17 protein-coding genes and 1 pseudogene are annotated in these 19,078 nt (G+C 69.9%); 8 read left to right on the forward strand and 10 right to left on the reverse strand.

Going from position 1 to position 19,078, the window contains the following annotated elements:
* Positions 1 to 91 precede the first annotated feature (91 nt).
* A pseudogene (locus OV079_RS58480) lies at positions 92 to 1,785 on the forward strand (DEAD/DEAH box helicase).
* Between the two features lie 53 nt (positions 1,786 to 1,838).
* Here OV079_RS58480 and OV079_RS24175 read toward each other — a convergent pair.
* From OV079_RS24175 to OV079_RS24185, 3 genes are all read right to left on the reverse strand, one after another.
* Complete coding sequence (locus OV079_RS24175) at positions 1,839 to 2,036, reverse strand: hypothetical protein (RefSeq protein WP_267771204.1); 198 nt, start codon at positions 2,034 to 2,036, stop codon at positions 1,839 to 1,841.
* Positions 2,037 to 2,044: 8 nt separating this feature from the next.
* The gene (locus tag OV079_RS24180; protein WP_267771205.1) at positions 2,045 to 2,404 is read right to left on the reverse strand and encodes a hypothetical protein; all 360 of its coding nucleotides are present in this window, start codon (positions 2,402 to 2,404) and stop codon (positions 2,045 to 2,047) included.
* A gap of 74 nt (positions 2,405 to 2,478) precedes the next feature.
* On the reverse strand, positions 2,479 to 3,072 hold the full coding sequence (locus OV079_RS24185) for a hypothetical protein (protein ID WP_267771206.1): 594 nt from the start codon (positions 3,070 to 3,072) through the stop codon (positions 2,479 to 2,481).
* Between the two features lie 656 nt (positions 3,073 to 3,728).
* Here OV079_RS24185 and OV079_RS24190 point away from each other — a divergent pair.
* The 4 genes from OV079_RS24190 to OV079_RS24205 all read left to right on the forward strand — a co-directional run bounded on the left by OV079_RS24190 (position 3,729) and on the right by OV079_RS24205 (position 7,761).
* A complete protein-coding gene (locus OV079_RS24190; protein ID WP_267771207.1) occupies positions 3,729 to 4,718 on the forward strand; it encodes a hypothetical protein in 990 nt (329 codons plus the stop codon).
* Positions 4,719 to 4,964: 246 nt separating this feature from the next.
* Positions 4,965 to 5,567: a hypothetical protein gene (locus OV079_RS24195; RefSeq protein WP_267771208.1), complete on the forward strand. Its 603-nt coding sequence runs from the start codon at positions 4,965 to 4,967 to the stop codon at positions 5,565 to 5,567.
* A gap of 11 nt (positions 5,568 to 5,578) precedes the next feature.
* Positions 5,579 to 6,088, forward strand: coding sequence for a hypothetical protein (locus tag OV079_RS24200; protein WP_267771209.1), 510 nt, complete (start codon positions 5,579 to 5,581; stop codon positions 6,086 to 6,088).
* Between the two features lie 782 nt (positions 6,089 to 6,870).
* Entirely contained in the window at positions 6,871 to 7,761 is an 891-nt protein-coding gene (locus OV079_RS24205) for a hypothetical protein (protein WP_267771210.1), read from the forward strand.
* 17 nt (positions 7,762 to 7,778) lie between these two features.
* Here the strand turns inward: OV079_RS24205 and OV079_RS24210 are convergent, their stop codons facing one another.
* The gene (locus tag OV079_RS24210) at positions 7,779 to 9,302 is read right to left on the reverse strand and encodes a hypothetical protein (protein ID WP_267771212.1); all 1,524 of its coding nucleotides are present in this window, start codon (positions 9,300 to 9,302) and stop codon (positions 7,779 to 7,781) included.
* A gap of 204 nt (positions 9,303 to 9,506) precedes the next feature.
* The gene (locus OV079_RS24215) at positions 9,507 to 9,857 is read right to left on the reverse strand and encodes a hypothetical protein (protein WP_267771213.1); all 351 of its coding nucleotides are present in this window, start codon (positions 9,855 to 9,857) and stop codon (positions 9,507 to 9,509) included.
* A gap of 1,340 nt (positions 9,858 to 11,197) precedes the next feature.
* On the opposite strand from OV079_RS24215, the gene OV079_RS24220 reads away from it, so the two are divergent.
* Positions 11,198 to 11,488, forward strand: a complete 291-nt coding sequence (locus OV079_RS24220) for a hypothetical protein (RefSeq protein WP_267771214.1) — start codon at positions 11,198 to 11,200, stop codon at positions 11,486 to 11,488.
* A gap of 115 nt (positions 11,489 to 11,603) precedes the next feature.
* Positions 11,604 to 12,581 (forward strand): hypothetical protein, encoded by a 978-nt coding sequence (locus OV079_RS24225; protein WP_267771215.1) that lies wholly within the window; start codon positions 11,604 to 11,606, stop codon positions 12,579 to 12,581.
* 26 nt (positions 12,582 to 12,607) lie between these two features.
* Here the strand turns inward: OV079_RS24225 and OV079_RS24230 are convergent, their stop codons facing one another.
* Complete coding sequence (locus OV079_RS24230; protein ID WP_267771216.1) at positions 12,608 to 12,994, reverse strand: hypothetical protein; 387 nt, start codon at positions 12,992 to 12,994, stop codon at positions 12,608 to 12,610.
* Positions 12,995 to 13,358: 364 nt separating this feature from the next.
* Between OV079_RS24230 and OV079_RS24235 the strand changes: the two genes are divergently transcribed.
* Positions 13,359 to 14,072: an MIP/aquaporin family protein gene (locus OV079_RS24235; protein WP_267771217.1), complete on the forward strand. Its 714-nt coding sequence runs from the start codon at positions 13,359 to 13,361 to the stop codon at positions 14,070 to 14,072.
* 49 nt (positions 14,073 to 14,121) lie between these two features.
* Here the strand turns inward: OV079_RS24235 and OV079_RS24240 are convergent, their stop codons facing one another.
* The 4 genes from OV079_RS24240 to OV079_RS24255 all read right to left on the reverse strand — a co-directional run bounded on the left by OV079_RS24240 (position 14,122) and on the right by OV079_RS24255 (position 18,953).
* Positions 14,122 to 14,577 carry a hypothetical protein gene (locus tag OV079_RS24240; RefSeq protein ID WP_267771218.1) on the reverse strand — a complete coding sequence of 152 codons (456 nt, stop codon included), beginning with the start codon at positions 14,575 to 14,577 and terminating at the stop codon, positions 14,122 to 14,124.
* Positions 14,578 to 14,726: 149 nt separating this feature from the next.
* On the reverse strand, positions 14,727 to 16,664 hold the full coding sequence (locus tag OV079_RS24245) for a hypothetical protein (RefSeq protein WP_267771219.1): 1,938 nt from the start codon (positions 16,662 to 16,664) through the stop codon (positions 14,727 to 14,729).
* Between the two features lie 645 nt (positions 16,665 to 17,309).
* Positions 17,310 to 17,789 carry a hypothetical protein gene (locus OV079_RS24250; protein WP_267771220.1) on the reverse strand — a complete coding sequence of 160 codons (480 nt, stop codon included), beginning with the start codon at positions 17,787 to 17,789 and terminating at the stop codon, positions 17,310 to 17,312.
* Between the two features lie 15 nt (positions 17,790 to 17,804).
* Positions 17,805 to 18,953 (reverse strand): SMP-30/gluconolactonase/LRE family protein, encoded by a 1,149-nt coding sequence (locus OV079_RS24255; protein ID WP_267771221.1) that lies wholly within the window; start codon positions 18,951 to 18,953, stop codon positions 17,805 to 17,807.
* Positions 18,954 to 19,078: the final 125 nt, after the last annotated feature.

Consider the following 19,078-nt stretch of genomic DNA (forward strand, 5'->3'; position numbering starts at 1 on the left):
CATCCCCGCGCCAATGGGGACCCGCTGGCGTGTAAAACGGCACGCCGCCGCGGGCCCCGCGGCCCTTTTTATCAGGTAGAGGTTCCCGCGCATGAGCGCCGACGAAGACCTCCCCCAGCCGACCGGCTTCGCCGCGCTCGACCTGCCCGAGCCGCTGCAGCGAGCGCTGCGCGACATCGGCTACGAGACCCCGTCGCCGATCCAGTCGCAGACCATCCCGCACCTGCTCGCCGGGCGCGACCTCCTCGGTCAGGCTCAGACCGGCACCGGCAAGACCGCCGCCTTCGCCCTGCCGATCCTCGCGCGCCTCGATCGCAGCCGGCCCATCCTGCAGGCGCTCGTGCTCACGCCCACGCGCGAGCTGGCGATCCAGGTCGCCGAGGCGCTGCACCGCTACGCCGCCCACCTGCCCGGCTTCCGCATCCTGCCGATCTACGGCGGCCAGAGCTACGGCCCGCAGCTCGCCACCCTCGCGCGCGGCGTCCACGTCGTCGTCGGCACGCCCGGGCGGATCATCGACCACCTCCACCGCGGCTCGCTCGACCTCTCGCACCTGCGCCACGTCGTGCTCGACGAGGCCGACGAGATGTTGCGCATGGGCTTCATCGACGACGTCGAGACGATCCTGGGCGCCACCCCGACGACGCGGCAGACCGCGCTGTTCTCGGCCACCTTGCCGCCGCCGATCCGGCGGATCGCCCAGATGCACCTGCGCGAGCCGGTCGAGGTCACGATCGCCGGCAAGAGCCGCACCGCCGACAACATCCGCCAGCGTTACTGGGTCGTCAGCGGCGTGCACAAGCTCGACGCGCTGACCCGGATCCTCGAGGCCGAGACGTTCGACGCGATGATCGTGTTCGCCCGCACCAAGCTGGCCACCGACGAGCTGGCCGAGCGGCTGCAGGCCCGCGGCTTCTCGGCCGCCGCGATCAACGGCGACCTGCCGCAGGCCCAGCGCGAGCGCACCATCGCCATGCTGCGCGACGGCGCGATCGACATCCTCGTCGCCACCGACGTCGCCGCGCGCGGCCTCGACGTCGACCGGATCAGCCACGTCATGGATACGACGTGCCGACCGACCCCGAGAGCTACGTCCACCGGATCGGTCGCACCGGCCGCGCCGGCCGCAGCGGCGAGGCGATCCTGTTCGTCTCCCCGCGCGAGCGCGGCCTCTTGCGGATGATCGAGCGCGCCACCCGGCAGCCGATCACCGCGATGGAGCTGCCGACCGTCAAGATGGTCAACGACGTCCGGCTCGCCCGCTTCAAGCAGCAGATCCGCGACAGCATCGCCGGCGGCGGCCTCGAGCCGTTCCAGAACGCGATCGAGGAGCTCGAGCGCGAGGACAACATCCCGGCGCTCGAGATCGCCGCCGCCCTGGCCAAGCTGGTCCGCAAGGGCGAGCCGTTCCTGCTCGCGCCGGAGCGCCGCGAGCCCGAGGAGCGCCCGCCGCCCCGCGGCCCCGAGCCCGGCATGGCCGCCTATCGCGTCGAGGTCGGCCACCTCAACGGCCTGAGGCCCGGCAACCTGGTCGGCGCGATCGCCAACGAGGCCCGGCTCACGAGCAAGCAGATCGGCCGCATCGACATCCAAAAAGACCACACCTTCGTCGAGCTGCCGGCCGAGCTGTCCGACGAGGTCCTGCAGCATTTGAAAAAGGTGTGGGTCGCCGGCGGGCAGCTGCGGATCACCCGCGACGGCGAAGAGCCCGACGACGCCGGCAAGCGCCCCGTCAAGCGCAACCTGCTGCGCGGGCGCCTGTTCGGCAAGCCGCGCAAGCCGTGATCGCGCGGGATTCTTCGGGACATGTCCTGAAGGACATTGAGGACACCTCGCGCCTACGCGATACGCGGAGGCCGCGAGGCGCGTGACCCGGACGCCTCCGCGAGCGCCGGCCCCGGCTGCGCACCGGCCGCGAGCTCTCGGCGCAGCAGCCGGCGCTGCCATGCGCCCAGGCCCAGGGAAATGACGACCAGCAGTGAAAAGGCCCCGACCAGGACAAATCCGGAGGGGTAGAAGCAGGCCATGAAGAACATGAAGTCGATCAGCCTGGAAGCGACGACTCTCGCCCGGCCGAACAGCCTCGCGTACGCGTAGTCCCAGATTCATGCGTGGCGAAGACCGGCAGCTTTCGTGACTGCGCCGGCGACGGGACTGGCGCTTCCTGTGCATCGTCGAGTTCGCCTTCGGTCAGCGCCCGCATGCGTCGCCCTGCGAGATATCGACGGCTCCAGCGCTCGACCAGGCCGGTCCAGAGGATGGCGAAGGCCATGCACGCGAGCCCGTTCTGCCACCACGGCCATCCGAGGAGGACGAGGCAGTCATGAAAAATGAAGGCCGGGATCCAGAACGCCAACATGATCGGCGTGAACCACGCGAGGTGCCAGAATTGCTCGGTCGGCAAGAACCCCCACCGTTGCGGGGGCAGGGGTCCGCGCGAGGGGGCGAGCTGCCGCAGCTCCATGGTCCCGCGGTCCATCACTTGTTCTGCGCCCCGTTACACTTGTCGCTGACATAATCCGCGATGGTCGTGTGAACACCCCAGCCGAGGCCCATGCACTTCGGATCCTTGGCCACGAGCCCGCACCCGGCGGCCGCCGCCACGCCAATCGTCGCTCCGGCGATCTTGCCGGCCCACCAGCACTTGAAGTCCCGGTCGCCTTCCAGCACGCCGATCTCGGCGTCCTCGTACCAGACCTGCACGAGACTCGCTACGACAGCCACGGCCTGTTCAGGGCTGAGAGTGGCGAAGTCGCTCGCCTGCGAGAGGACGACACCGTCGACGAAGCCGACCTCCGTCACGACGGCGTCCTCGACCTTGACGAGGCCCACACCGGCCCCTGCATCGTCCTCACGAATGATCAGGGAGACTGCTCCGACCGCCTGCAAATAAAAGCTGATCTCGAGCTGGCTGTCGGCCACGCCGACACGGACGTCTTCGATGGCGACCGGCGCTTGCAGTTCGGCAAAGAGCTCCTCGGCAGCAGCGGCCGGGAGCAGCGCCGGGGCGGCCTCAGCGGCTCCTGGCCCCGCCGCGAGCGTGAATGACAGGACGAGCGCGGTGTGGTGCATGCCCCTCCATATGCCGCTATGGCCAGCCGCCGAGCGCGCGAGCAAGCTGAGGCCGGCACGGCCGCCTGCGAGCCGCCGGCGGGGCCGGCTTCATCTCCCGCCGGGGCTCCCGCCGGGGCCTGCGCCGGCGCCACGCTCTGGCGCCGCGTGGGCGCCGACCTTGACCGCTCGCCCGGCACGCTCTCGAACCGAGCGACGGCCGGACATTGCGCATTCCTCTTCTCGAGCGATATCCCTGCGGCTGTCCGTACAGTCGCGAGCGACCTGCGCCGCCGCGGGTGAAAAGCCCCATCGAGCAGTCGAACAGGACGGCCCCGAATGCGCGGGTCGTTCAGCCTCGGGCCGCACCCGGGCCCCGCCTGGGTGTGCTCGCCGACGGCGGCGTGTGACGCAGCGTGACGGGTCCGCGCCGCGTCGTAGCGATCCGAATCGCAACAGCGTTTCGTGGCCCCTCTGCCGCCGTGCATGCGGCCGTCGCATTGCCGGCCCGCGGCGTCGCGCTCCATCGCCGAATTCTCGCATTGACCCGAAGGCGTCGAGCACTAGTCAGGCGGGCGCATGCAGTGGACCCGGCGACGAGACCTCGTGGCGAGGCTCTCCGCGCCCGGATGCATGCGATGCGCCCTGAGCCATTCCATCAAGGAAATTTCACCCCGATGCAACGAACCTTCACGCTCCTCCTCACCCTCGCGCTCCCTCAGCTCTTCGCGTGTGATCCGGCGATGCCCGGCGACGAGCCCGAGGCGGCGGACGACGCCGACGCCGCCGACCTCGCGCTGGTCTCCCCGATCGACGTCGAGCCGGCCACCCACGACGACGCCAGCGCTGCGCTGGCGCAGATCGACGCGCTCCTGAGCGATGACCCCGAGGACGCGCGCGCGCTCGCGGCCCTCGGGGCGATTCAGCCGCGGCTCGACGAGCTGAACCATTTGGTGGCGCGCGTCTCCGTCGCCCCGGGCCACGAGGTCAGCTTCTACGAGGCCCGACCCGGCGTCATCTTCACCTCGGAGAGCCGTCCCCTCGGCGCTGCGCGGGCGGTCGACACCGGGACGCTCGCGGCCGGCACCGTGGCCGACCTCTACGTGCGCCTGGCCGGCGACGACGCGGCGGTGCCGGAGGCCCTCGTCGCAGCGCAGGCGCGGGCCAAGAACCGCGTCGCCGCGGCGCCCGCCGGCGACCAGCGCCAGCTCGCTCGGCCCCTCGCCTTGTCGGCTTCTGCCGACGAACCCACCGCCGAGCCGCTCACCTCGGCGGACGGCCCCTGGTGGTCGGCCAACGTGTGTTACGGGTCCGAGGCCGACTCGAAGTGGTGCCTGCCGAATTGGGGCGGCGGCGCCTGGGCTCAGCAGAACGCCAAGACCTCGGCGTCGGCGGTCGCCCCGTTCGCCGGCAACGTCGTCCTGCGGGCCCAACTCGGCGGCAGCTCGGTCTTCACCGAGAACGTGCTCCAGGGCAACGTACGCGAGGCGTGGCTGAACAGCTCGTGGGACTGGGATTGCGGGATCTTCGCCTGCTCGGACTGGGACTTCGACGTCCAGTCCCACCGCTGGGACGTCCTCGACGCGAGCGGCGACCAGTTCCACTGGGCCGCGGGGTTCAACTGGTCGTGCTACGGCTCCGACTGGGATTGCCCCTGGGACCTGTGACAGCATGTCCATCACGTCTTGATCCTTTGCGACTGGATCGAGCGGTCTGCGAGCCCACGGCCGGGGACGGCTTCACTGTTCTCGCCGGGGCTCGCGCCGGCGCGGGCAGCGGGTGCGAGGCCTCCGGCGACCGTCGCCGCCCCCGCCTACTTGCCCGCGGCGCCATGCCCACCAGGTCGCCCTGCGGCTGCGGCTGCTCTTCGCTGCAGGCGCGCGCGACGCCCTGCAGCCGAGACATGGAGGGGCATGCACCTCCCCGCCGCCGTCGCCTCCCTGTTTCTCTCCCTCTTCGCCGCGCCAGCAACCGCCGAGAGTCCCCCGGCGCCTGTTCCGCGCGCGACCGCCGACGATTTTTACTCCGGCCTCGAGGCCCCCATCACGCAGGAGAACGTCCGTGTGAGCGCGGAGGACGGCTACTTCGAGGTCAGCTTCAACCTGCGGGAGGTCGGTAGGGTATCCATCACCGTCTATTGGGAGGACGAGGGCTCCGGCCGCGGCCATGTGACGGTCGGCGAGGCCGTCGTGGCCGAAGTCAGCTTCGTCGACGGCGTCCTGGCCTCGGAGTGGGCCGATCTCACGGGCTTACAGACCCATCAGGTACAAGATGTCCTCGCCAGCGTCGTCCAGGCTTGGCAGAAGAATGGGGTCACAGAGGCGCTCGGTGTCGTATCGCGCGATGGAAAATGTGAAGTAGCCGGTAACATCGCGGGCGCCAGTACCGGCACGTTGGTGGGAGCGGGTTGCTTACTCCTGATCAAAAAGAAATGGTGCGTCGGCGCCGGTTCGTTTGTCTCGAAAAAGGTGACTGGATGGATCACTGGAAAGTGTAACGGAGCCCAAAACGGGTGAGGGGCGATGAGATGCGGGAAATAGCGCCGCCCAAGCCATTGCCGCCGCAAAAATGGGGATTCTGGGCGACGAATGAATTCTGGGTCCTCGCATCACTGACACCGATCTCGTTGCTCTTCTGGGCCGCCGTCCCCTTCTTCTTTACGCTCATCGAGTATCTAGGGTTCACCTGGTGGCAAAGCGCGCTCGCTTTCTGGGTGTTCTTCGGGGTCTGGGGTGGACTCATCGAGCGCTGGTCGCGGCAATACCTTGCGGACCGCCGGCCGGCGCTTGGACCCGCTGAAGCCCACGAGCGCCCGGCAGCGCTGGAGGCCCGGGCTGGCTCGGAGGAAGCGCAGCTCGTGCGGTCGCCCGCGCGGGCGCCCACACCACCGCGGGTACCCACGACCGAGGACTGGACTGAATTCTACAAGAGAGTGTTCGGGCGTCTCGCAGGTGTCGCGTCTGTCGCGTCCGACCTGGGCTTCTTTCTCCTGTTCTTCTATCCCGGGTGGACTTCGAGCTCGTCGCGGTCTTGCTGATGACCGCGTCGTTCTTTATCGTGCGAGGATGCACGAGGCGCTGGCGGGCCGCCTCTCTCCCGGCCGAGGCGCCCGCCGTGGGCCCGTCGCAGCTCTCAGCCGGGACGCGTCTGGGCCCTCCGACCGGCCATGACAGGTGACGTGCGGAGCTTCGCGCGAGACGACACGATCGTGATTGCGCAGCGCGAGTGAGCGGCGCGCGCAGCCTCAAGTTCCCCTGCCGCGGCCTCGAAACGAACCTGCGGCGTCGACTCGCGCGGCCTCTGGCCGCCGCAGCTCGAGCTTCGGGTCCGGATCGTGAGGACGGCGTCGCGCCTGGGCATCACCGCCGGCCGCGGCAGCGGCGCTCTCCGCGACCTCTTCGGCCGCAACGTAGGCGAGGGGGACGATGATGGTGTGGTGCACGGCCCTCCATGTCCTGTCTCGACCGGTCGTCCCGCGCGTCGTTGGCCACGAGCTGCCGCCACCCCCGACAGGAGACAATGGTTTCGAAGAACGTGGGGCGGAGCCTGCGGGCCGCCGCGGGCTCGACACGCCCCGGCGACGCCGGCTACGCTGAGGGCCGTGCGCGCGCTCGCTTCGCTCCTGCTCCTCGCCGCCTGCCACAACGGCCCGGCGCAGCCGGCTTCTCGACCGATCCGGGAGAGGGTCCGACCGGGCCCGCCGCGTCCACCGACCCGAGCAGTTCGACGAGCTCGAGCAGCTCGACGAGCTCGACCACCTCCATCAGCGCGAGCGGCTCTGCCGGCGAATCGAGCACGACCCAGGCGTCCGTCCCGGACATGGGCACCGCGCCCGACTTCGGGTCGCACCAGCCCGTGGGCTGCAAGGGCAAGATCGACTTTATCTTTGCGATCTCTCGCCTCTTCACCATGGAGCAGGAGGAGGCAGCCCTGCTGGCGAGCTTCGACGGCTTCATGTCGACGATTCAGGAGGAGTTCGCGGACTTCGACGCGCACATCATGGTCGCCAATGTGGATGGGGCCTGGAGCGGCACCGGCTGCGAGGAGCTACGCTGCCCAAAGTACTATCCGAACTGCGGGCCAGACGCAGAAGAATACATGTGCGGCTCGCAGGGGTTGACCACGCTCTGCGACACGCAGATGGGCGCGGGGATCCTGTTCAACGCTGGGCCGCATGCGACCAACTATCCGTGCGAGCTCGCCGGGGGCCGGCGCTACATCGTCACCAAAGAGGAACCCGACCTCAACGAACAATTCAAGTGCATCGCCAGCGTCGGCCTTTTCGGGCCCGACACGCCGATGATGCGGGGGATCGCTACCACCCTCACACACGTTCTCAACGAGAAAGGCGGCTGTAACGAGGGCTTCTTGCGCCCCGACGCGCTCCTCGTGATCGTCATGGTGATGGACTCGGCCGATGAGAAGTCCATCAAGACTCCGGCCTACTGGTTCGAGAAGGTTCTCGCCGCGAAGGGCGGCGATCTCGACGCCATGGTGATGGCCGCGATCATCAACCCCCTGCCCGAGGATCCGCCCAAGGCGGACTGCGCATACGACGACGGCGCCCCGAAGATCAACCCTCTGCGGACCTTCGCCGAGCTGTTCCCCCACCGCGCCATCGGCGACGTGTGTGCGGACACCTTCGTCCCCACGTTCGCCGAGGCGGCGGCGCTGGTCAAAGAGACCTGCAGCGCCTTCATCCCGCAGTGACGCGGCATCCGCCCGCGCTACGGATGCAGACGCAGGACGTAGCCCTGGGGCTCGCCGCCCATCGTGACGTTGCCGCCGCCGAACGGCCAATCGTACGGCCCTACCACCACCGAGGTCGCGCTCGACGAGTCCGCCCCCGGAAAGACCACCGGGGCGAACGCCTGCTCCGTGCCTTCCCGCCCGAACAGGAAGCCGTGCGTGGTGCCGCCCTCCTTCATCGTCGCCGCGATGAGGATAGTCCCATGCGTGGTGCTGGCGATGGCGTTGCCGGCCGAAATCCCATTCGGAAGGGTCTCGAAGCCCCACTGGGGGATCCCTGCGAAGCTGTATCGCGTGGCGATGACGCTCTGCCCGAGGCACATCATGTCGCACTGATAGCCGGTGACCAGCAGCCCCTCGGGCTCGAGCCACGCCCCGTAGAACGCGCTCTGCTGGACGTCTCCGTTGGGCAGCCGGACGAGGACCGGGCTGAGGTGCTCGAACGTGTCGACGTCCACGTGAAGGATGGTCCCTCGGATCTCCGAAGCGGGCTCGTCGACGTTGTGCTTGCCTCGCGACCCGCCGACAATCCAGGCCTCGTCCGTCAGCCTATCGACCACGACATCGAACGCCAGATCCGTAAACTCATGCGTCCATTCCTTGGGCACGTAGTCCCACGGATAGCCCGACAGGATCGGCGTCCCCTCCGCCGTCACGTGCCACACCAGCATGTCCGCGTCCCCGTAGATCGTCGTGAAGAACCCGGCGCCGAAGCAGCCGCCCGCGCTGGTGGTGTCGATCGCCTGGATCGTCGCTCCTGGCTTCTCCAGTTGCGCCTCCTTCGGCGTCAAGTCCGCCGTGAACAGCGCCATCCTCGCCGTCCAGACGTTGCCGTCCTTCACGTTCATCGCGACCCACACCTCGCCGTCCTGCGTCACCGCGATGTCGGCGATCGATCCCTCGCGGGCATCGATCACACGGGTCCCCTCCGGCCACACGTCGTTCCCCGTGATCGGGTCGCGGAGGCGAATCGCGGGGTGCGCGACCCCGTTGATCGTCAGCGCCCCGCCCTCGTAGACAAACCCGTCCGGCGTCACCGCCAGCCGCGAATCCCGGGAGCCCGCGCCGCCGAATTTCTCCCACGCCAGCGCGCCGGCGGGCGGGGTCGCCACCTCGAAGCTCCGGCTCCGTTCATCTTTGAGACCGCCTCGCCGCACCGTCACCACGAGGCCGTGCTGCCCGTTGTCCGCGCTCCCGTAGATCGGGATCACACCGGATAACAGGTTCGTCCCGTCCTGATCGACGTCCCCTTCGTTGTGGAGAAAGAACGTCGCCTTATCGTCCAGCGTGACCTCCGCCGAGAGCGCATGCTTCGCGTAGACCGAGACCGGCATCGGCCCGGCGGTCGTGACCTTGAAGGGCACGAGCAACCCCTCGATCGTGGGCGGCTCGACCGGCGCGTCGCCCATCGAGTCGGTGCCGATGGACGTAGGTCCGAGCGACGTCGCCTCTGGACCCGCCGAGCTCGCGGCGCTCGTGCCCTCGTCGCCGCTCGTCTCCACGGTGCCGCTCGTCTGTTCGCCGGCGCCGCCCGTCCCCGTCGTCCCGGTCGTCGTCGTTTCGTAGGGCGGGACCGCCTTGCCGGCCGCATAGAGCGCGTCCGCATCGTTGCAGGCGGCGAGCGGGGCGAGGCTGACGGCCAGGGCAGGAGCGAGCCAGGAGCGCATGGCCCAACGTAGCACGAAATCGCGCCTTGCGAGATCGCGCTAGAAGCGACCCGACAACGAAAGCCCTGCCTGCCGCCCACCAGCGAATGGTGACAGGCTCACACGCTTCGGCTGTCCTGCCCTCTCGGTCCTGGCCAGCCACGCAGCCACGCTGAACAGCGCCGCCGCGAAGACCCCGGTGCCGATCGCCAGCCCGACGCCGAGCTTGTAGCTACCATAACTCAAATCGAGGAGCGCGTCGTCCGTGGGCAGACGATAGCCCTGCCCCTGAATCGCTCGCACCTGGTCGCGCAGCAGATCCTTGCTGACTGCCGCGATCACCGAGGTGCCGATGGTGATCGCCGTCATGCTTCCAGCCGCAGCGAACAACCACGCGGCGTCCTTCGACATGCGCGCCTTTCGGCGGAGCTCGCCCCCGGTGCCAATGCGGACCCGGCTCCCGTGCGGCCGGCTCCGGCGCTCTCGGCCGGCTCGAGGCGCTCGCGGTCGCAGTCGGGCCGGACGACACGCAGATCCGCGTGGCCTCGACCCGCGCCTGGTACGCCTCTTTCACTGCGGGATCGGGCGCGTCTTTGCGGGACGACAGGAGCAGCTCCGCGTCTTCGAGGAGCGCGCACGCGTGCCAACGATCGCCCGATCGCTCGTAGGCCACGGTCCGCGACGTATGCACGTAGTGCATGAGCCGCTGCAGCGCCGGCGCCGGCGCGTACTCCAGCGCCTGGCCCGCTTCCTCCGCCACTTTCACGAGATCCGCCACGGGCCGGAGCAGGCCCCCCGGCGCGTGGGCGGGGTGAGCGGCCTGGATCGTCGCCAGCATACGATCGAGGTCCTGCTCCGTGGGGAGCCCCGACGGAGCCGCGAGGGCCGGGCTTGACAGCAGGAGCGAGACCCATGCGGCGACGGCGTGCATCTCTCTTCTTGTATCACCAACCACAACGAGCGACCATGCCCGCGCCGCCGCGCGCGCGGGGCCTCGGTCTACGGTCTTGCGCGCAGTCTACGTTATTGCGCAGCCTCGGAGCCACCGAGGCCGATCCTGCACCCTTCGAGCGCTGCACCTGCGACTCCCTCCCGCGAAAAGCCCGTGAGCGCTCGACCTACGCGAAAAGGGCGCTGCACCTGCGACTCCCCGCCGCAAAAAGCCCGTGAGCGCTCGACCTACGCGAAAAGGGCGCTGCACCTGCGACTCCCTCCCGCGAAAAACCCGCGAGCGCTCGACCTACGCGAAAGCGACCGCCACAGCGGGTCGCCGACGAGGGCCCGGCCGCATGCCGAACCGACCGACGCCGCGGCCGGACGCGCGGCGAAACGTGCGGGCGCTGTTCGCCTCGGTGCCAGAGCGTTCCGCATCGGTGCGACAGCCCGGACGCGGCAGCTCGATTGACAAAAATCCGCTCAGGCATGGCTCCGTCGGTCGCGCGCGGCGAAGACGGCCATCCCGGCGCCCCGGGGTGCGTGCTTGACGACACCCAATCCCTGCGGCATCCTGCCCGAATGTCGTTTCGGGCCATCTTCCTGTTGTTCGTCGTCTCGGGCTGCGGCACTCACTACCAGCTCGAAATCACCACGGAAGAGCCCGATCGATTGCCGCCGGGTATCCACAGTCTCGACGCCTCGGCCTGCCCCGCTCAACGGTGGCGCACGGTCTACGACTGGCGTACGCGCGCCACCAAGCCCCAAAAGAAGGAACCGCCGCGCGCGTCATCAGCCGCTGCATCGACCCCGAGACCGTGGCCGAGCGGGACCGCGTGAAGCTCGACGGCGAGGCCAAGCTCGAGTTGACGGGGACGGTCGGCAGCACCCCTCCGGATTCCGGGATGCTCGATGTCTTCACCTTCGAGCGCAAGAGCGGCGTCGTCGTGATCCGCGAGGCCGGCGGTCGTGCTCGCACGATCGAGCATGTCGAGAGCATCGAATACTATCGCAACGCCGTGATCATTCGCGTCGCCGACGGGGCCGGCTTCATCGTCAGCCCCGACTCCATGCTCGGCGTGCACTGGAACGCCGAGCCGCCGAAGTGAAGCCAGGTCTCCCGGCGGCGCGCCGCGAGCTGGAGCAGGGGTCCGGAGAGGCCCTCGGCCTGGCACCCGCGTTGCGACGAGCGATCGGCGGCGGCTTCGGTTAGCATGCGGCGCCATGACCCCCGACGGCTCCCTCTCGCTCGTCCCGTTGTCGACACTCCCAGCTGACATCAGGAAACCGGCGAGCTCGATCCTGGCGCTCGTGGGCCCCGTCTCGCCGGCGATCGGCGCCCCCCTGTTCGCGTTCTCGGAGGTCGATCATGGCGGCTACAACGTGTCGACGCTCGGCCGCCGGGCCACCCCCCTGCAGCACTGGATGAAGGCCTTCAAGCCGGCGCTCGCGATCGGGCTCGTATTCGGAGGCCTCATCGGCGCGCTCGTGCTGCTCGTCCAGCGCAGCATGGACTCGCTCCCTGCGGTAGTCGGGCTCATCGTCGGACTGACGCTCGTGTTCACGTTCCTGTTCCGGCCGAAGCGTCAAGGCTTCAGCGCGGTGGTGGGCAGCGACGGGCTCGATGTCGGCCTCGTCGACGGCGACGATCTCTCGAAGGTGGTCGTGCGCTACCGGGACGACGAATATCTCTTCTTCGAGTACGGCACGAACATCTACACGCGCCGTCCTGGCCATCCGAAGCCCACGACCCCGACGAGCGTCGAGATGGTCCTGTTCGTCCGGGACCGCGCGAGCCTCGGGCTCCGCGCGACGATGAAGAGCGTGTGGAGTTTCCACGATCGAATGGAGGGCCGAGCTCCTCATCATCGCGCCGGCATGTACTTCGCGCTGGTGGAGGTCGGCTATCCGCAGCGCATCGAGCGGGCCGCCGCGCGGCTCCAGCGGGACGAGCCCGTCGATCTTCCGCTGCTCGACGGTCGCACGCTGCGCATCCTGCCGGCACGGGGCGTGGCGGGCATGCCCTTGCCGTCGAGCTCCTCCGCGGCGACGCGCCCGAGCTCCGCGTCGCCGAGCTCGCGTTGCGCGAAGGCCAATACGTCCTGGCAGGCGATGGAAGGAGCGCCCGCATCGGCCGCGAGCAGGTCGGCGACGCGTTCGTGCTCGATGCTCTCGTCATCGCTCCGACCGGCGCGCCGATGAGCCCGGTGGGCGACAGCGCAGAATGATCAGAGGTCGAGCCGCTCCGCGGCTTCGCCGAGCGAGCGCGCGCCGCCGTCTTTCCGCGGAGTTGGCGGAACGCGAGACTCTCTCCGGACTGATTTCGCCCACCGCTCCCCCTGCTCGGACTCCTGCGCACGGAGCGTGACGGTTGGCCGGGCTTCCGCGATGTCCGGCGCGCAACGCAGGCGTGCCCGCTTGCGCACGCGCCTCTCGACCAATCCCATCGTCAAACAGAAGATCAAGAGACTTGGCACGAGCGATACCCACGTATCAAGCCCGGCCCACATCCTGAGCGCGTCGCAAACGAGGAAGGCGGGGACGGCAAAGAGCAACACGAAGGGCAGGAGCAGGCGCTGGGCGTCCCAATTGTTCCAAAACCAGATCGTCGGCAAAAGTCCCAGCCTCTGAGGCCGATCGAGCAGCGAGCGGCGAGCAGGTATCGTGGATGCGTTCTCCATACCCTCTTCTCCTGACCAGCGGAGCCCGCGGCCCAGGCTTCGGGCTCGCCTGCGACCGGTCTCGCTCACGCCGTACGCTCGTTCGGTCCGAGACGCACACGATGGATGGAACATGTCGCGCCGCGATGCGACCTCGGGGGCACCTCGATCGCCCCGAGCTTCCGCGACGCGGTCAGGCTCCACCACCTCGTCGACACCCTCCCCGAGGCCTCGGCGAACCGTCAGCGCGGGCTGCGGCTGTGAGGCGGCCATTTTCGAGGATGGACCGGCCGGGCGCGCCCGGTCTATCCTCGCGGCGATGACCCCCTTCGCCGGCGAGCTCCTCGGCACCGCGATCCTCATCGTCCTGGGCGACGGCGTGGTCGCCAACGTCGCGCTGACGAAGACGTACGGCCACGGCGGCGGCCTCGTCGCCATCACCGCCGGGTGGGCCGCGGCGGTGTTCGTGGCCGTCTACGCGGCCGCCTCGGCCAGCGGCGCGCACCTCAACCCGGCCGTCACCCTGGCGCTGGCGCTGCGCGGCAAGTTCGCGTGGGAGGCTGTCCCTTCGTACATGTGCGCTCAATTGCTCGGGGCCTTTGTCGGCGCGGTGAGCGTGTGGCTGGCCTACCGCCGCCAGTTCGACGCGACCGCCGACCCGGCCGCCGTGCGCGGGGTGTTCTGCACCGCCCCGGCGATCCGCGACCTCGGCCACAACTTTCTGACCGAGGCGATCGCCACCTTCGTGTTCGTGCTCGGGGTGCTGCAGATCGCCGCGCCGACGCACGGGCTCGGGGCCCTCGACGCGCTGCCGGTCGCCCTGCTGGTGCTGGCGATCGGCCTGTCGCTCGGCGGGCCGACCGGCTACGCGATAAACCCTGCGCGCGACCTCGGGCCGCGGCTGGCCCACGCCGTCCTGCCGCTGCGCCACAAGGGCGACAGCGACTGGGGCTACGCGTGGGTGCCGATCGCGGGACCGCTGGTCGGCGCCGGCGCAGCCGCGCTGCTGCACGGGGCCGTGATCGCGGGGTGACACCTCGCGCCCGCGTCGCCTCGGGCTTCGGCGACGCGGGCGCGCGGCATCACTTCGCGGCGTGGATGGGCGAGCCGTCGCGCTGCCGCGACGACCCGTGGTCGGCGACGCTCGTGTCGAACACGGGATCGTCGCCGGAGCGGACCCCGTCGATCGTGGCCGTGAGCCAGGCCAGGACCTCGGAGTGCGAATAGGCAGTAGGACGCTCGTACGGGTAGGACCCGGCGCGCATGCCTTCGCGGAGCACGGAGCGCCGGTCGAGGTCTTCCAGCTCGAACGCGGCGGGGCCGTCCGTCGCGGCGGTGCGGCCCGCGTCTGCGGCCCTGGCCTCGAATGCAAGGACCCGGGCCCCCGCGCCGCTGGCGGGTCGACCCTGGCGATCCAGGGCTACGCCAGCGAGCGCGTGCTTCGTCTCGATAGGGGGAGTGTGAATAGAGCGAGTGCTCGCCTCGGCGTCGGAGATAGCGGCGACGGAGAGGTCGACAAATAGCGGGGGCCAGTGCATCCGCGGGCCGATAGAGATACTGCGCATGACGGGCCTCGGTTACGCCAAGGATGAACAGACTCGGACGGACCGCCACCGCCCCCGCCCTACCTGTGTGATACCGGCCGCCCCCTGGCGGCAGGCATCGGCCCCCCGTCCACACTGGGGCGTCAAGGACCCTGTTCGACCACGAATTCGGCCGGCAACGTCGGCGCGCCGACGACCCGGATGAACCCGGCTTCGTCGCCCTCGACCGGCTCGCGCTCGACGCGGCAATCGACGTTCGGAACGCCGCTCCGGCAGCGCAGCTCGGCCAGCCAGTGGAATCGCAGCACCAGCGCCTCGGTCCCCGGCGCGGGCTTCGCAGCCGAGACGGCGAGCCGGCCGAGCCCCGCCTTCACCTCGGCGCTGCCGCCCACGACGTAGCCCGTCGGCCGGCGCACGCGGTAGGCGCGATAGCGTCCGCCGACGATCCCGCGCGGCTCCAGCAGGTCGAGCCGGCGCTCGATGGCCGGGATGTGCGGCACCGACATCAGCACGTAGGCGACGTTGAAGGTCTGCAGGTAGCGCTCGAGGCCCTCGCCATAGCGCTCGTCGCTGTCGGTCCAGTGGAACAGGTTGGCCTGCTCGTGGATCGTGCGCCGATCGGGGAATCCGCCGAGGATCGGGCGGTCCGTGGCCCAGCGCAGGTACTCGCCGAGGGCCCAGTAATGCACGAGGACGCGGCCGTCGTCGGGCTGGGCCGCGACCCACGCGGCGACCTCCTGGAAGTCGTCGCTGATCGGCCGCAGCTTCATGCTCGGGAAGAACTGCTCCTCGAGCACGGCGCTCTGCAAGAACCCCATCGGCGACACGTCGACGCCGGGCAAGAAGGTGGCGAGCTGGGCGTAGACCCGCGGGGCCAGCAGCACGAGCAGGCCGATCGCCAGGCCGCGCAGACTCGCGGGTACTTGCGACCATGTCTTTCGGGTCAGGTTGTCGGCCAGCCACGGACCGGCCAGCACCGCCGCCCAGCAGGCCATCGGCGCCGCGAACCGGTACGGCTCGGTGGCCGGCACCAGCGGCAGCAAGGCGCCCACGTAGCTGAGCCCGAACAGCCACACGAGGGTGCCGCCGGCGTAGCGCAGGGCCGGCGCCCGCGCGCGGCGCCAGGCGACCAGGGTGCCGATCGCCGCCAGCACCGCGACGGTGCGGACCAGAGTGCGCTGGCGGACGAACCCGGTGGTGAGCGGGTCGACGAACACCTCGAGCAGGTCGTAGAAGAAGAAGTCGGGCGTGGCCTGGCCGAGCTTGTGCGACGGCGCCATCAGCTCCATGTGCGTGAGCGCGGGCCACAGCCAGTAAGCATTGGTGGCGACGGTCAGCGCGGCGAGGGCCCACACGCGGGCGTGGTCGACGAGCTCGAGCACGCGGGCGCGCGCGAGGTAGAGCCCGATCATCGGCCCCGCCAGCGCGGCGAAGCTCCACACGTGGGTCAGCAGCGCCAGCGGGAGCAGCACCAGCAGGGCAGCCCAGCCGCCGCGCACCGGCGCGCCGGCGAGCTGCCGCCAGAACAGCGCCAGGACGAGCACGCACAGGTGCGAGACGGTGGCGAACGAGATCATGCCGCCGCCCCAGAAGAAGCGGATCAGCGACTCGAAGTGCCACAGCAGCACGCCGAGGCCGAAGCTCCACGCCTGCGCCTTGGCCGACACGCCGAGCAGCCGCGCCGCCAGCCACAGCGAGATCGGCATGGCGATCGCCGAGACCAGCGTGAACAGGTTGAACGCGGTCGCCAGCGGCACGCCGAGCCGGTGCAGCACGGTGCAGAACAGGAAGTGGGCCTTGTTGTCGACGTCGAAGAACAGGCCGGCGGGATAACCGGCCAGCATCATCGGGTCGTAGACCCACAGCCGACCCTCGGCCAGCGCCCGCGTGAGCGTGTGCGTGTGCTGGAAGTGGGTCTGGTAGTCGGGCCCGCCGAACGGCTTGGCGCCGAACACCACCCGCAGCGGGATCGAGTTCAGGACCAGGGCGGCGTGGATCGCCGCGAAGCCGACGAACATGCCCCCGTGGCCGCGCAGCCAGGCCCAGCGCGTGCTCCCGGCCGCTGCGGAGGGGTCGGTCATCGGCCGCGCGACGATACGCCGGGCCCGGCCGCGGCGTCAAAGGTGCCCGCCGGGCGCGGCCGCCGCGAGGAAGGCCACGACGCCGCGGACGGACCGATTCGCGCGCGACGCGCGGGGCCGGGTGGCCACGGCGAGGCGTCGCATCGACCTGGCCCGAGAGACATCCACGCAGGCGGTCGCCGAGCAGGTCCCGTGATTGGCCGCGGCGCTGCCGTCATTCGCCGATGGCCGGTCGTCGTACCTGTGAAGCAGACAGCGCCCGAATCTGGATGTCCAAAGGACAGGTTCGACCGCTTCGCGCGGTCGAGTCTGCTATCGTCGTCCAGAGCTTGGACTCGCCGAACCTCCCCGCTCCTCTGTCGACCTGGACCCTCCGGCTCGCGGCGCCGCGAGACGTGGTCCTCACAGCGGTGAGCGCGGTCAAAGGCGATGACGTCCGACTGGTGCGGCGCGACGACCCGCGCCTCGTGTTCACCCGCGGCGGCCGCGAGCCGGCGCCGCGCGTGACGGTCGAAGTCCGGGAGCGAGGACAGCCAAACGCGCCTCGCCGCTCGGCCCACGACCTGCCCCCGAGGACAGCAGATTTGCGCGTCGCCGCAAGGCCCGTGACCTGACCCCGAGGACAGGATCGGTGGTCGTCCGCGCCTACGGCAGCAGCCAGCCGAGTCGCTTGCGGTTCGTCAGCAGCGCATCTTGAAAGTCCTCGGCGGTCTGCGGGCGGCGCAGCGCGAGGACATCGCCCGGGAGGAACTCGTACGGCATCGCCACCTCCAGCCGGTCGGTCGCCGCGGCGGGGCCCCTGTCCGCGATCGCCTCGTCGATCCGCGCGAACGCGAAGTCGAGCGCGGCGGCCAAACCCTCGAAGTAGGCGAGCACGCGCGGATCGTCGAGGTGCGCGGCGGCGACGATCGTGACCTGCTGCTCCTTGATGTCGCGCATCGTTCGCTGCTCGCCCTGCACGTCCCAGACGACGAGCCGGACCGTCGCCTCCAGGCGGCCGTCCTCCGTCACCTTGCACCCGCCCCAGGTCTCGCCGGCGGAGTCGACGCTCTCGTCGGTGAGCTCGAGCGAGAAATGCGGGGAGGAGATCGGGAAGAGCTGGCTGAACGCTTCCACAAGCGACATCGCGCGCATGGTACCCTACGCGCCGGCGCCCTGGACCTTGAGGCGGATCCGGTAGACCCGCGCCTGCGCCGTGATGAACAGCGCCTTGCCGTCGGGGTCGCCGAACTTGCAGTTGGTGACCTGCTCCGGCACCTGGATGGTCCCGAGCAGCTCGCCCGCGGGCGTGACCACGCGGACGCCCCCGCCGCCGCTGACGAACAGGTCGCCGAACGCGTCGACCGCCATGCCGTCGGGGTTGCCCGGCTGATCGCTCTGCAGGTCGACGAACACCTGGCCGCCGACCGCGTTGCCGTCGGCCTGCACGTCGAACACGCGCACGTGCTCGGCGTTGGTGTCGGCGACGTAGAGCAGGCTCTCGTCGGGCGCCAGGACGATGCCGTTGGGGCGGTCGAAGTCGTCGGCGATGAGGGACAGCTGGCCCTGCGGGTCGATGCGGAACACGCCCTGGAAGTCGAGCTCCTGCTGGTTGGGCTGGATCCCGTAGGGCGGGTCGGTGAAGTAGATCGTGCCGTCGCTGCGGACCGCGATGTCGTTGGGGCTGTTCAGGCTCTGGCCCTCGAACTCACCGGCGAGGGTCTCGGCGTTCTGCTCGCCGATCACGCGGCGGGAGATCCGTCGCCCGCCGTGCTCGGCCGCCAGCAGCCGACCCTCGAGGTCGAACGCGAGCCCGTTCGAGTTGCCGCTCGGGTTGATGAACGCGCTCGCCTGCTCGCCCTCCGACCAGCGGAAGATCGTGTTGGCCGGGATGTCGCTGTAGAGCAGGTAGCCATCGGGGCTCCAGATCGGGCCCTCGGTGAACATGTGGCCGTCGGCGATCAGCTCGAGCTCGCCGTCGACGACGTCCTCCAGCGACATCGGCGGATCGATCGCGCCGGTGGTCGTGCTCGTGGTCGTCGTCGCGTCGGTGGTGGTCGCGTCGGTGCTCGTGCCGGTGGGCGGCGTGCCCGTGGTGGTCGGGTCGCTCGTGCTCGTCGGCGCGGTCGAGGTCGACGTGTCGGTCGTGCCCGTCTCGGTGCTCGTGCCAGGCTCGGTGCTCGTGCCGGTCTCGGTGGTCGTGCCGGTCGCGTCGGTGCTCGTCGAGCCGGCGTCGGTGGTGGTCTCGCCGCCGCCGCCGCCGCACGCGAGCGCGAGCGAAAACATGCACGATGAGGCGCGCTTCATCATGCCTCCGGGGGTATCACGCCGGCCGCACGAGCACCAGGCGCGTGGCGATCGCGCGACCCTCACGCTACCATCACGACATGGCGAAGGTCGGGTTGGTCGCGCTCATCGACATGGACGGCACCCTC

It is taken from the genome of Nannocystis pusilla (genome assembly GCF_026626665.1).
GTDB classification, from domain to species: domain Bacteria; phylum Myxococcota_A; class Polyangia; order Nannocystales; family Nannocystaceae; genus Nannocystis; species Nannocystis pusilla.